At 53.0% G+C, this 13,181-nt stretch carries 10 protein-coding genes; 1 reads left to right on the forward strand and 9 read right to left on the reverse strand.

What is annotated here, in order from left to right; translation table 11 throughout:
* From ONB24_06085 to ONB24_06110, 6 genes are all read right to left on the reverse strand, one after another.
* Positions 1 to 1,619, reverse strand: a 1,619-nt coding sequence (locus ONB24_06085) for a PAS domain S-box protein (GenBank protein MDZ7315675.1), incomplete at its 3' end; no start/stop codon positions are given.
* 23 nt (positions 1,620 to 1,642) lie between these two features.
* The gene (locus tag ONB24_06090) at positions 1,643 to 2,803 is read right to left on the reverse strand and encodes a HAMP domain-containing histidine kinase (protein MDZ7315676.1); all 1,161 of its coding nucleotides are present in this window, start codon (positions 2,801 to 2,803) and stop codon (positions 1,643 to 1,645) included.
* Positions 2,800 to 3,852 carry a cobalamin-dependent protein gene (locus ONB24_06095; GenBank protein ID MDZ7315677.1) on the reverse strand — a complete coding sequence of 351 codons (1,053 nt, stop codon included), beginning with the start codon at positions 3,850 to 3,852 and terminating at the stop codon, positions 2,800 to 2,802. The genes ONB24_06090 and ONB24_06095 overlap by 4 nt, the downstream gene beginning before the upstream one ends.
* Before the next feature lie 294 nt (positions 3,853 to 4,146).
* A complete protein-coding gene (gene argH / locus ONB24_06100; protein ID MDZ7315678.1) occupies positions 4,147 to 5,544 on the reverse strand; it encodes an argininosuccinate lyase in 1,398 nt (465 codons plus the stop codon).
* Between the two features lie 2 nt (positions 5,545 to 5,546).
* Positions 5,547 to 6,803, reverse strand: a complete 1,257-nt coding sequence (locus ONB24_06105) for an argininosuccinate synthase (GenBank protein MDZ7315679.1) — start codon at positions 6,801 to 6,803, stop codon at positions 5,547 to 5,549.
* Positions 6,804 to 7,007: 204 nt separating this feature from the next.
* Positions 7,008 to 7,805 (reverse strand): creatininase family protein, encoded by a 798-nt coding sequence (locus ONB24_06110; GenBank protein MDZ7315680.1) that lies wholly within the window; start codon positions 7,803 to 7,805, stop codon positions 7,008 to 7,010.
* Between the two features lie 187 nt (positions 7,806 to 7,992).
* Here ONB24_06110 and ONB24_06115 point away from each other — a divergent pair, with 187 nt between their 5' ends.
* Positions 7,993 to 8,487, forward strand: coding sequence for a low molecular weight phosphatase family protein (locus tag ONB24_06115; GenBank protein ID MDZ7315681.1), 495 nt, complete (start codon positions 7,993 to 7,995; stop codon positions 8,485 to 8,487).
* Here ONB24_06115 and ONB24_06120 read toward each other — a convergent pair.
* From ONB24_06120 to ONB24_06130, 3 genes are all read right to left on the reverse strand, one after another.
* On the reverse strand, positions 8,435 to 9,481 hold the full coding sequence (locus tag ONB24_06120; GenBank protein MDZ7315682.1) for an efflux RND transporter periplasmic adaptor subunit: 1,047 nt from the start codon (positions 9,479 to 9,481) through the stop codon (positions 8,435 to 8,437). The two genes, ONB24_06115 and ONB24_06120, sit on opposite strands and share 53 nt — an antisense overlap.
* 50 nt (positions 9,482 to 9,531) lie before the next feature.
* A complete protein-coding gene (locus ONB24_06125; protein MDZ7315683.1) occupies positions 9,532 to 10,992 on the reverse strand; it encodes a TolC family protein in 1,461 nt (486 codons plus the stop codon).
* 24 nt (positions 10,993 to 11,016) lie between these two features.
* On the reverse strand, positions 11,017 to 13,181 hold a 2,165-nt coding region (locus tag ONB24_06130), incomplete at its 5' end, for a hypothetical protein (GenBank protein ID MDZ7315684.1).

Consider the following 13,181-nt stretch of genomic DNA (forward strand, 5'->3'; position numbering starts at 1 on the left):
ACGATGCGGCCGTCATTTGGGTCGATCAGTAGCATAACGGCGCCGTGCTGGGTGAACATCATGCGAAACTGCTCTTCGCTTTTGCGCAAAGCTTCTTCGGCGGCCTTGCGCTCGGAAATGTCGCGCACCACCGCCAGCACCCTTCCTTTGCCGCCGATCTCGGTCTTTTTCAGACTCACCTCGACCCAAAAAATTTCGCCGTTTTTCCTTTTCGCCAGCCATTCAAAGGTCTGCGGTCCTTTTTCGATGGCAAGGCGAATACGGCGCTGAGCTTCTTCCTCGGTGAAAGGCGGAATATTTGCGCTGAGGTCGCCGATATTTCCGGCAAGAATTTCTTCCGCGCAGTTGTAACCGTACATCTCTACAGTGCGGTCATTGACCATGATCATCTTACCGGTGGCGGCGTCGTCAATAAAAATCGCTTCGTTGGTCGAATTTATAATTTCTTGGAACTCCCGCGCAGCTCGTTTGGCATCTTCTTCTGCTTTAACGCGTTGGGTAATATCGGTAATCAGTCCTTCCAGATGGTTAAGCCTTCCGTCGATCCAAATGCCGTGGCCGCGTTCCCAAACGTGTTTAATAGATCCATTCTTTGTAATAATGCGGTATTCAAGCTCATACAACTGTTGTTTGGCCAGAGCATCATTAACGATTCTCCGAACCTCTGCGCGATCGTCCGGATGAATAATGGATTCATAGGAAATTACCCGATTATGCAAAAGTTCTTCCGGTGCATAGCCCGTCAAATCGAGCGCCCCCTGACTGACAAAAATCATGGTCCAATTTTCATCGTTGAGGCAGGAATAGACCATGCCCTGCAGGTTACTGAGGAGCGTCTTTAACTGACGCTCTCTTTCGGCCAGCGCATTCTGAATCTGAAATTCCTCAGTGATGTCTGTGATCACATGGACGGTGCCGATGAAGCGGCCATCGCCGCCGATCACCGGATCTACGGAAAGATGAAACCGACGGCCATTAATTTCCTGCACGATCGAACGACGTTCCAACGTTTCGCGCACATCGGACAAGGGGCAATCATCGATTTTTTGATCAAGATGATGCACAACTTCCCACCACTTGCGGCCGATGAGTTCACCGGCAGGCCTGCCTGCAAACTCTGCAGCGGCGCGATTGCAGCGGATAACGCTTCCATCAGCATCTGTCAGAAAAACCGCGTCATTGACGCTGTCGAATGTAGTTTGCCATTCCTGCGCAATTCGTTTCAGGCGCTGCTCCGCTTGTTGAATGCGAAGATAGGCTTTGATTCGCTCTACAAGTTCTCGGTTGCCGATAGGACGAAAAATATAGCCGTCAGCGCCCAGTTCCAGCCCTTTGGCGGCGCTTTCGCTGTCCGTGTAGGTGCTGGAAAGTATGACAATAAACATCTCTTCAAATTGCGGATCGCTCCGCAATTGTCGGCAGATTTCAAAACCGCTTATATCCGGCAGATTGACGTCCAGCAACATCATTTGCGGATGCAGCGCCTTGGCCGCTTCGATCGCCTCTCTCCCATTATAGGCGGCAAACGTCTGATAGCCCGCCTGCTCAAGCAGTTTACAGGTTATCTCGACAATCGCCGCATCGTCATCAACGACTACTATTTTAACAGTCTCTTTCATGAATTTTTCCTCGATCAATAAGATTACACTTCCTTCGGTCGAAGCGGCAGAATGACGCGAAAAGAAGTGCCTTCATCTTTTTTACTATAGAGGTTGATTTCTCCCCCATGTCCCTCAATGATGCGCTTGACGATCACCAAACCCAGACCCGTGCTTTTTTCTCCATCAGTTCCCGGCTTGCCTCTGACAAAGGGTTTAAAGAGATTTGCCTGTTCTTCGGCGCTCATGCCGACGCCGTAATCGCGAACGACAAGCTCGGCACCTTCCTCCAGTCGATGCACCGAAACCTCAACCCTGCCTCCGTGGTAAGAAAATTTCACGGCGTTGCGAATGAGATTGTTGAGCACCTGCTGTAGTTTGGCGGCATCGCCGACCATCGGTATCGGCTCGAGGTCATAGTTAATCACAACATTCTTTTGTTCAGCAAAAAAACGATGAACGGCCGCATTTTGTCGAACGAGATCGGCCAGGTCAAATGCGGTATAGTCAAGGTTTAGATAGCCGGATTCGATTTTGGCCACATCAAGCAGATCGTCGATCAGCTGCGCCATGAACAGGCTGGAATTACGAATAACCCGGAGAAACTCGCGACACTTGTCGTCCGCCAAATGCTCCATGAGAAAATCGCTGTAAGCGAGAACGGCGTGCAGGGGGTTGCGCAGATCATGGGCGGCCATGCCGAGGAAACGGTTTTTTTCTTCATTGAGCCGCTGCAGCTCGGCGTTCTTTTTCGCCAATTCGCGCTGCATGGCGATCAGCTCGTTGTTCAACCGGCTGATCTCATCGAACAAGAATTCTCTTTCTTTCGGTAGAGCCTTCAGTGCCTGCCGCAAAACGTTCGTCTGTTCGTTGTTCATGCGCAACATCTCTTCATAGAGCTCGGCGGCAAAACGGCCGTTGGGCGCCCCGACGACGAGCAGCGTTTCTCCAAGCATGCCGCCGGCAAAATGCAGGGTCTGCACCTTGCCGTCGAGCAGCACATTGATCGCCCAATCGAAAGCGGCTCCCTTTTGCTTGATTTCATTGAGGAATGACAGCGCCTTTTCCACCGAGCCTTTGACGGCACAAGTCGGAAAAGGACGACCGATCCAATTCTCTGCTTCGGTTGCAAATGTATTGCGAAGAACCTGCCGAACTATTCCGCTTGGTTCGCATAAAAAGGCTATGCCGATTGCATCGCTCATCTGCAAATAACCTGTTCAGCTGCAGCCACGGCTCTTTCGGCGTCCGGCGCCCAGCCGTCGGCGCCGACTTTGCGCCATAAATTCTGGGAAATATTAAAGGGATACCCGCCGACCAGCACCGGCACGTCAGCCAGGCGGCTTTCCCTCAATTGTCGAATAAGATCGGCGACGCGACTGACGTGAAAAGTCATGGTCGCGGAAACCGCCAGCAGATCAGCTCGTTGATCGCCTAGAGCTTTTAAAATGCTTTCAGCGGGTGTATTGGCGCCTAGGAAATAGGTGTCCCACCCTTCCATCTCCATGAAATCGGCCACTATGCGGGCGCCGATTTCATGGAGCTCCCCGCCGATGCAGCAGGCAACGAGCTTTTTCGATTTCTTTTCTCCGGTAAAAAGATAAGGATAAAGCTGCGACATGATGGTTTGAGTGGCGGCGGTGCAGAAATGCTCCTGCGCCACACTGATGCGGTTGTTCTGCCACAATCGGCCGATCTCCCGTTGCACCGGCTGAAAAATTCCCAAATAAATTTGTTTAATCGGCGTGCCGCTCTGTAACAAGTCCATAACAATACGCCCGGCCGTAAGACGGTCCCCTGCCAAAAGCGCATCGAGATAGGAGCGCGCTTTTTCGCCCAGTTGCCCATCCGGTAAAAACTCGGAGGGATCGGTCCGCCGCGATGACAAGGATTCTATGCCTGCATCCAGAATCGGCCGTACAACCGACAGAAGATTTTCTTTCAACGTTGTGTTCAGCACTTCCTGCATGCATTCTAAAGTAACCGGCAACGTTTCCGGAGGTAGAGGCAGATGGGTAAAGAGAGACTGAACCCAGGACAAGTATTCGGTAAACAGAGTCGGTTCGTCGGCTTGGACAGCTTCAGATAGGTAGATCAAATGATATGCCGCGTCGCGGATGCTTGTCTCCAGACCGCGATCACCAAACGGCCGCCACACATCCGGCTGCTTTGCATATTGCAGCGCAACGACGGCTTCCGCCAGTTCCTCGCGGCGCCGCCGCAACTCCTCGGCAGCTGTCATCTTTAAATCCACGTAACGACCTCCTTTCCAGTATAAGGATAATCGTCCGGCCACGCAAAATGGGCCTATTTACAAAAAGATTATTGTCGCCGGCCAATCAGCAGGTAATAAAAGGCACCAAACCATGCGCGACAAGGGGGATAATCCTATGACAAAATGGATATAAAGGAAAATCTGTTCGACACAAAGCGAAAAGGAAATATCAATTTGTTACAAAAGTGTATTAATTACAAACCGTGAAACTTTTTTCGGCGAATCTAAATTCCCAGTAATTTTCTTAACTCCAATCAATAAAAAGGGGAAAACTTAGGCCGCATCGGCCTCCTTCCCAAAAATCATTTTTTTCGCCAATGCGAGCTGCTCGCGAACGGCTTTATAGGCCGTTCCGCCGATTAGACTGCGGCGATTAACGGATGCCGCAGGGTCGAACAGATCAAATACGTCAGCGGCAAACAGAGGTGAGAACTTTAGATAGACATCAAGAGGAAGCTGATTCAACGGGCAGTCTTGATATTCTGCTTCGCGCACCAATTGACCGACAACTGCGTGCGCTTCGCGAAACGGCAAGCCTTTGCGCACCAAATAGTCGGCCACATCGGTGGCGTACAAAACGGCATCGAGAGCCCGAAGCATAGCCTGTTTATCGATTTCCAACGTGCGGATTACACGGCCGGCCAGTTCGATGCACATGGTCGTCTGGTCTAGCGAATCGAAAACTGCAGGCTTGTCTTCCTGGAGGTCTCGTACGTAAGCGGTCGGCGCGCCTTTCAGCAGCGTCATCCCCTGCACAAGGTTGCCGATTACCCTGGCCGTTTTACCGCGGATGAGCTCGAGCGAGTCGGGATTGCGTTTCTGGGGCATCATGCTGCTGCCTGTAGCGTAGGCCTCGGCGACGCGCACATAGCGAAAGGCCTCGCACGACCAAATGATCAGATCTTCGGCCAGGCGACTAAGGTGCACCATGATCTGAGCGCAGAGATATTCAAACTCGAGGACAAAGTCGCGGTCCGAAGTGGCGTCGATACTGTTCTCCGACGGGCGATCGAAGCCCAATTCTTCGGCCAGCTTCCCGCGGTCGACCGGAAAGGCGCTGCCGGCGACGGCGCCGGAGCCGAGCGGAAGCGTATTCATCCGTTTCCGCCATTCCGTCAGACGCTCAAAATTGCGCTGCATTTGAAAGAAAAATGACAAGAGATAATGCGCAAAGGAAACCGGCTGCGCCTGCTGCAAATGCGTTTGACCCGGAAAAACGGTTTCGACATGTTCCTCGGCGCGTTCCAGCAAGGCTTGCTGGAGTCGACGGAGGGAAGCCTGCAATTCACGGCTTTGCTCGCGCAGATAGATCTTCAGGTCGGTTATCACCTGATCATTTCGGCTGCGGCCGGTGTGGATGCGCCCCCCTAATTCTCCGAGCCGCTCCGTCAACCACTTTTCATTCGCGGAATGAATGTCCTCCGCGCCCGGCGGGAACTTGAGGAGACCGGCATGAAAATCGCTCTGAATGGCATCAAATGCGGCGCAGACCCGCTCGGCTTCCGCAGCCGTATAGACGCCGACGCCGACCAGCGCCCGCGCCCAGGCTTTATTGACGGCAATATCGGCATCAAAAAGCCGTTGATCGAAAGACAAGGAATTGCCGATCGCCTCCATCAACGGATCGGTCGCTTCGGCAAACCGCCCGCCCCATATTTTTTTGTCGGCCATCCTCAGTCCCGCTTAAAGATCGAATAATCCGGCTCTTCGTAATCTTTTTTCTTGCCCCAATCGATCTGAACGAGCGAGCGAACCTTGATCGGCAACCCGAACAGATTGATAAACCCTTTGGCGTCGGTTTGATCGTACACATCCTCCTCGCCGAAGGTGGCCAACTCTTCGCGATAGAGCGAATAAGGCGATTTGCGCCCGGCAATGACGACATTGCCTTTGTAAAGCTGCAGCCGCACCGATCCGGTGACATTTTGCTGCGTCGATTCGACGAAAGCGTCGAGCGCTTCGCGCAGCGGCGTAAACCATTGACCGTTATAGACCAGCTCGGCATATTTGGGCGCGATCATTTCTTTGAAATGCATGGTATCGCGATCGAGAACCAGACTTTCCAGCTCGCGATGGGCGATGAAAAGCAGCGTACCGCCGGGTGTTTCGTACACGCCGCGCGATTTCATGCCGACCAGGCGGTTTTCTACTACGTCCACGCGACCGATGCCGTGCTTGCCGGCAATCTTGTTGAGAGTCTTGAGCAGCGAAACGGAATCCAACCGATCCCCGTTTACGGCCACCGGTACGCCTCTTTCGAAATCGATTTGAATGAACTCGGGCTTGTCCGGAGCTTTCTGCAGCGAGGCGGTCAGCTTGAACATCTCTTCCTTGGGCATGTTCCAAGGATCCTCCAAGTCGCCGCCCTCGTGACTGATGTGCCAGATATTGCGGTCGTTGCTGTAGATCTTTTCCTTGGTGGCCGTGATGGGCACGTTGTGTTCGACGGCATAGGCGATGGCATCCTCGCGCGAGCGGATGTTCCATTCCCGCCACGGCGCAATGACGTGCAGTTTCGGATTAAAAGCCTTATAAGTGAGCTCGAAGCGGACCTGGTCGTTGCCTTTGCCGGTGCAGCCGTGCGCCACGGCGTCGGCGCCTTCGGCCGTAGCGATTTCGACCTGACGCCGTGCAATCAGCGGCCGGGCGAACGAAGTCCCCAACAGATAGCGGCCCTCATACACGGCACCGGCTTTGAGAGTCGGCCAAATGTACTCCTCGATAAAGGTTTTACGCAGGTCTTCGATATAGCACTTGGAAGCGCCGGTGGCCAAGGCTTTTTCCTGCAGCCCTTCGAGTTCCTCTTCCTGCCCGACATCAGCCGCAAAGGCGATAACCTCGCAGCCGTAATTTTCCTTCAACCAAGGAATGATGATCGATGTATCGAGTCCGCCGGAATAAGCCAGCACAACCTTTTTTATTCTGTCCATAAACGTTTCTCCTTTTACAATTGTCGCGGAAAAATAGTTAAAAATGTGAATTAATCCAAGGCAAAGACGGTCTCGGCCTGCGATTATCATAGCCCTGTTAACCGCCGGTGCAGCGTCGAATGATTATCTACCATGCTTTTCGTTCAGAATGCGATCGCACTATACTTCGCAGGCCTGCCCATTAAAGCGCGCCGGCTTTGGATTTCAGCCGATTCTGCCCATCAGCTCGGCAAATTCCTGCTGCAACGCCGGCGCAACCGAGTCATCACGCACCAGCCGAATCACCCGCGCCAAACGCTCAACAATGACTTTGGCGGCGCGTTCACCTTTTTCCGCACTCGCCCATTTGGCTTCTCCGGCATAGTGCGTCGGATAGTCGGCGTAAAAGTCTAACGGCGTTTTGATCTGCGCCTCTTTAAAGGCCTGCAGCCTGTGCTGCGGCAGCCCGACGTGCGGTTCCGGCACCGCGGCCATATTTACCAAGTGCGGATAAAGGTAAAGCATGAGGCTGGTTTCCCACTCGTCGGCGTGGCCGCCGAATTTAGAATCGCAATAGACTTTGATAACGTCCTCGATCTCCCAATCGAATTTCGGCATATAAAGCATGTAATCGAGCGGCTGGCGAGCCAAATGGTTCTGAAGGAGCAACGGCGTGACGTTACGGTTACCGCCGTGAAAGTTGTAGAGAATGATCTTTTTAAAACCGTTACGCGAAATTTCGGTAAACAAATGTTCGAGCACGGCGATGACCTGCTTGACATCAAAGACGACGGCGCCCGGATGCGCAGCGGCCGAAGCGACCATCATATAATGCTGCGGCGGAAAGACGATCGCCGGTTCGATCTCGGCCGCCAAACAGGCCAACCGATAAGCGAGCAGACTGTCGGTTCCCAACGGCAGATGGTCGGAATGTCTTTCCAGGCAACCGAGAGGCACAATGCAGACGCCGCTTTCGTCGCGTAATGCTTCAAACTGTACGGAGGAAATGTTGATCCATTCCATTCCTTTTCCTTTTCTTTATTGTCATTGCCTGCAGGAGGCGGCGTGCATTATCCCTACAGCCGCCTATTTTCCCGCAAATAGTGCAACTGTTTTTTTGCTGTTTGTAAATTAGCTTCGCCAGGCTATATATTCAAGAAATATATTTTTCCGCAAAAGGGTTTTCATCTTTCAAACTTGGGATGAGAAAATGAGAGTTCTCTTTCTTTGCACCGGAAACTATTATCGCAGTCGTTTTGCGGAAGAATATTTTAATGCGAGGGCAGAGTCGGAAAGGCTGGATTGGCAGGCCGATTCCCGCGCGTTACGGCGTGAGCTGATTGCCAAGGACAACACCGTTATTTCAGCAGAGACGCTCAAAGCCTTGGAATTGCTCGGCATCACACCGCGCGCCGCTTCGCGGGAGCCGCGTGTTGCGCAGGCGCAGGATTTCTGCGATGCCGATCTCATCATCGCCTTAAATGAGCGGGAACACCGGCCTGCCGTGGAAGAACATTTTCCGCAATGGGCGGATGCCGTAGACTATTGGGATGTCGAGGACGCCGACCTTTGGGAGCCGCCGCAGACGATCAGCCGTATCATGGAGCGTGTTGAAGATCTCATCGAGCAGCTGAAACGTTCCAAAGAAAGCGTCAACGTACGATCCTCACGCGCGTCTGATTGGCCAGCGTTTCGTAACCTTTGACGATCAGGCGATCGTTCACCCGCAGCCCTTCGACGACCTCGACTTCGGTGGGATTCTCCAGGCCGGTCACAATACGTCGTTCCTCCGCCGCTCCGCGTTCGACCACAAATACGCGCTTGGCGCCGCGCGACTGCGTGATGATCTGCTTGGGAATGACAATGGCCGAATCCTTGCGCGCAACGATGGTCTCAGCCTTGACGAACATCCCAGGCCGGAGCTTGAGCTGAGGATTGTCGATTTCAATGGCCGACTTGAACGAGCGGGTGTCCGCGTCGATTGCCGGCGAAACCTGAGTGATCTTTCCCCATAATGTATCGCCGGTCATGGTATAATTCAGCGTGCGCACCGGCTGTCCGACGTTGATAATCCCCAAATATTTGCCCGGAAAGTTCACCTCCAAATAGAGCTTTTCAAAGTTCATCACCTTGGCCACCTTGGTGCCGGAAGAAATACGGGTGCCGGGGGTAAAATAGGGCAGGTCGACGATCACACCGGCAAAAGGCGACTTGACCTTGAGTTTGGCAAGCTGCAGCTTGGCGTTGTCGTAATTGTAGCGGGCTTCGATATATGCCTGTTCGGCGTTTTTAAGTTCGCGCAGCGTCACACCGCCCTTTTCATACAGCGCACTCTGCTTTTCGAACTCGCTCTTGGAAATCTCTAAATTGAGCTCCAGCGCTTCGATTTTGACCTGATTGATAAGCTCAGGGTTGTCCAAATAAACGATGACATCCGAGGTATCGACGCGGTCACCCAGAGCGAACGGCCTGCCGCTTTTGGTCTTGCCCAAGCGATAATAGCCTTCGGTCTGCGCCGTCAATTCAGCCTCTTTGACTGCCCTTACCGTCCCTGTCGCCTCGACAAACTCTTCGATCGGTTTGAGTTTAATCTCTTCCACCGATACCGGCACGGTTATCGATGAGGAGAGATCGGTCTGCTGTGACGAGCAGGAAATCAAAAGTGCAATTAAGAGCAAAAATCCAAATTTCCGTTTCACGCACGTCTCCTTGTGCTGCTGTCAAGTCTGTTCTGTTGTTTACTTTAATTTCAATCTCTATCTCGAACAATCTCGACGATCACCGGTTGATCTCGTTCAAAGTCATATAGCGACTGAATCTTGAGGTTCAGCAGCGCCAGCTTGTAGTTGATGATCGAGTCGGTCAATTGAATTTTGGCATTGGAAAGCTGCGTCTGATAAAGGTTGAGATCCATGCCGGTGAGATCGCCGTTTTTGTATCGTTCCAAATTGATATCGTAGGTCAATTCCGCATTGCGGACGTTCTGCCGCGCAATTTCGATCTGCTTTTCCAAATTGAGAAGCTGCCGATAAGCACGACGAATGGAGATGATGATGTCGTCTTCGGTTTCCTGCTGCGACACCTTGGCGGCTTCGATAGAGGCCTGAGAAGCGCGGATGCGGGCCTTGCGCTCTCCCCAATCGAAAATTGGTATGTCGAAGGAAACCGAAACCTGACGGTCTTTATCCGGATTGTTGTAAACCTGATCGAAACGGCTGTTTACCCCGATAAAGCCGTAGGTGAGATCGATGCTGCCTTTAAACTCGTTGAGCGCCATGGTCTGGATGAGATCGTGGTAAGCGCTCTGAATAGAGATCTCGCGCTGCCGTAATTCCAGGCGATTGGCAAGGCCGTGGCGAATTGCCTTGTCCAGATCCACCTTGACCGGCTGATGATCCACATCGCCGATCACCGATATAGAGTCGGTCACCGGAATGCCGATCTGTTTCTTAAAGGCGTCGAGCGAATTGTCGAGCTGGACGCGGTTGTTCATCATGGTGGACTCACTGTTCAGTAGGTTGAGCTCCGCCTGGTAAAGCTCTTCGCGCGCTGCCAAACCGGCATCGACTTTGTTTTTGATGATCTGATAAGACGCTTGGGTGTTGGCAAATTCTTCCTGAGAGATAGCATAATTCAGACGGTTGCGGTAGACTTCGTAAAAGCTGCTGCTGACGTCATATTCCAGCTGTAATCGGCGCAATGCATAATTGATGCTCGAATTTTCGAGATCGAGCTGCAGTCTCTCCATCTCCTGTTTGGTGCGATTATAAGTAAAGATCGGTTGTTGATAATTGAGATAGAGGTTATTGCTGTAAGTTCGGCTGCGGTTATTGGTCACCTCGCTCCATGCGTCCAGGTACTGCAGTCGATTGATCAAATTGAAAGTACCGTCGGTCCATAGGATCGGCTGGCTGATGCGCAGATCGGCAGAGCTGCTTTTGTTTTCACTGCCGTACCAATTGTTTGTGCGACGATCGAATCGCCGATCGAGAGAGTAGGAAAAGGGGTTGACCGAGAGTGCAAAGTGCGTTTTGAGCGCAGCGCGCTGCGCCATAAGCGATTGGCTGCTGCGTTCCAGACTCAACCTCGCCTGTCGCACTTGCGGACTATTCTCCATAGCGATCTGCAGCGCATCCTGAAGCGTAAGAGCTCGTTCCTGAGCAACCGAAATCGCGGCGGCAAAGAAAAGGAGCGGCAGCAACTTTTTCATATTTCCGTACCTCATCTGCAGTGCTTATCGTTTAGCCCATTTTACGGCGTCGGCAATGACAATGCGTCCTTTGGATTGATTGGTCAGTTCCACTTTGGCAGGTCCGGCGGAAAAGTAATAGGACCCGAGACTCGTCCATCCTTGCGCGGATTGGGCGTCAACCTGCACCTGTTCAGCTCCATCATCGTGGCGGACGATGAAATGATGATCCTGGACGAAATCCTGGCCGCGTCCCATAGGCCCGCGCATACGAATCGGCGCCACATGAGCATAGACGGTGTAATTACCCGCCTCGGGCAGCTCAGCAACCCATTCGACCTTTTGCGAGCCGTCTCCGGCCTTGACAAAGTGAGCGGAAAGCACCATCTCGCCGTAAAAGTCCGAGTTGATGGTCTTGGTCCAATAATCGGGAATCTGCCAAGGCCGCATGGGCTGATATTCTTCCTCTTCCTCCGCTCGAATTCTAAAGAGCTTTTGCAGCGGGATGGTTTTGCGCGGAGTAAGAATGTGAAAGCCCGAATCTTCATTGTCGACGATCCATTCCGTATCGGAGGTGCTCTTTGGAATCTGCGGCAGGATCTTTTCACCGACTTCAGGCATCGCCTTCTGGTTTTCCTGGAATCGATCGAAACGATAGACGATCTGCATCGGCAGATTGCGCGAGACCGAAGTGCTGATCGTCATGGCGCGGGGCTCCTCATCGGTAATGAACGCGAGCTGCTTTGCCTGCCCGGCAGCGATCTTGATGAAGGTCTGATAGTCTGTGGTCGACTGACCAAACGGCCCAAAACCAAAGCCGCCCGGCCCGCCCATGCCGCGCACCTGAAAGTCAACGAGGATCACGCCGTCGACCTGCGTCGGATTGGCGGCCGTAAATTTGACCTGATAGCGCGTGCGTTCACCCTGCACCAGGGAGTAATTTTGTAAGTCGTGAAACGTATAGCCGGGCGTCCTGTTCTGCCGCAGCCATTCCTGATAAAGCCGCGCGAAATCGAGGCCGAACGCCCGCAGACCGGCCTCCCATTCGCCGTTCGGCCACGCCCGCAGGCGATGCTCGATCAAGCCGCTGCGTAGGAAAGCGTCGAGTTTCTCCTTGCCGATCTCGGCCTGCAGGCGGTAAAACAGCGCCATGCTCTTGGTCTTGAAGGCATTTTGAGCCAAGGTAACATCCTTGGGCTGCTGCAGAATCTGCTCGAGCGACTGATCGCGCAGCGCCAAATTCGCCTTTTCTTCATCGGTCAAGCCGGAGCGGAAACGCATAAAACCGCCGCCGGCTACTTCGACCTTGTTGCGCATAAAGACTTCCGTGGCGGCGTCGAGAAGCGGAAAATCATCCTCGGCCATGTAATTGACAAAAGAGTAAAAGTTCGAAAAGACGGAATAGAGTCGCGAAACGGACACCGGTCCGAAGAACCTGCCGGTAAAAGGATAGAGAAACGTGTTTTCGAAAAAGCGCTGAATCATTATGTACTGCTGTTCCTTTTCCGACAGGGTCTGGTTCCGATCCATAAAACGGTTGGTCATGCGGAACATGTTGGCGCGAAAGTCGGCGCTCATCACCGAAAAGGCATTTTCCGGCAGCATAACGATCATCGGCTGAATGAATTCGTCCGTGCCGCGCAACGGGGAAGTATAGGAAGTAAAATGCACCGGCGCCTCGACGATTGAAAAGTCGCGATAGGGATAATCGATGCCCAGCCGCTTTTCATAACCGTTCTTCAAGTCCCGAATCATAGCCGGCAATGTGTCGCTGATCTGCGAAACGAACGGCATAAAAAACTCGTGGCGCGGATGGGTATAGAGATGAAATGTCACGCTGTCCACTGTTACGCTGCGCTCGCGGTAGGGACCGATGACCAGAGAAATCTGCGGCATCGGCATCTGCGGGCGGAAGACAGTGACGTTGCCGGATTTTTCGGCGCGGCCTTGGCTGATGACGGTCAATTGCGGGGCAGTCTGTACGCGCAGCGAAACCTGAGCAAAATTCTTTCTGCGGCGCACCAGCAGCGATTTACCTTCCGTTACTCCGCTCTGGGGGTACCAACCGATCTCGGGCGTCAGCAGAACGTAGGAAGGAGTGATAAAGGCGGTCCGCTTGTCCATTTTGTAAACCATCATGCTGTTCAGCTCGGCGCGCTCGGTCTCCGGCGTCTGCAGAAAGGTAACCGTTTCATCGACGGCGCCGCCAT

The organism is candidate division KSB1 bacterium, from assembly GCA_034505495.1.
GTDB lineage: Bacteria > Zhuqueibacterota > Zhuqueibacteria > Residuimicrobiales > Krinioviventaceae > Fontimicrobium_A.

Coding starts and splice junctions, on each gene's coding strand:
- ONB24_06090 (MDZ7315676.1), bottom strand. CDS start 2,803: ATGAGCGATGCAATCGGCATAGCCTTTTTATGCGAACCAAGCGGAATA.
- argH (MDZ7315678.1), bottom strand. CDS start 5,544: ATGGCCGACAAAAAAATATGGGGCGGGCGGTTTGCCGAAGCGACCGAT.
- ONB24_06110 (MDZ7315680.1), bottom strand. CDS start 7,805: ATGGAATGGATCAACATTTCCTCCGTACAGTTTGAAGCATTACGCGAC.
- ONB24_06105 (MDZ7315679.1), bottom strand. CDS start 6,803: ATGGACAGAATAAAAAAGGTTGTGCTGGCTTATTCCGGCGGACTCGAT.
- ONB24_06125 (MDZ7315683.1), bottom strand. CDS start 10,992: ATGAAAAAGTTGCTGCCGCTCCTTTTCTTTGCCGCCGCGATTTCGGTT.
- ONB24_06115 (MDZ7315681.1), top strand. CDS start 7,993: ATGAGAGTTCTCTTTCTTTGCACCGGAAACTATTATCGCAGTCGTTTT.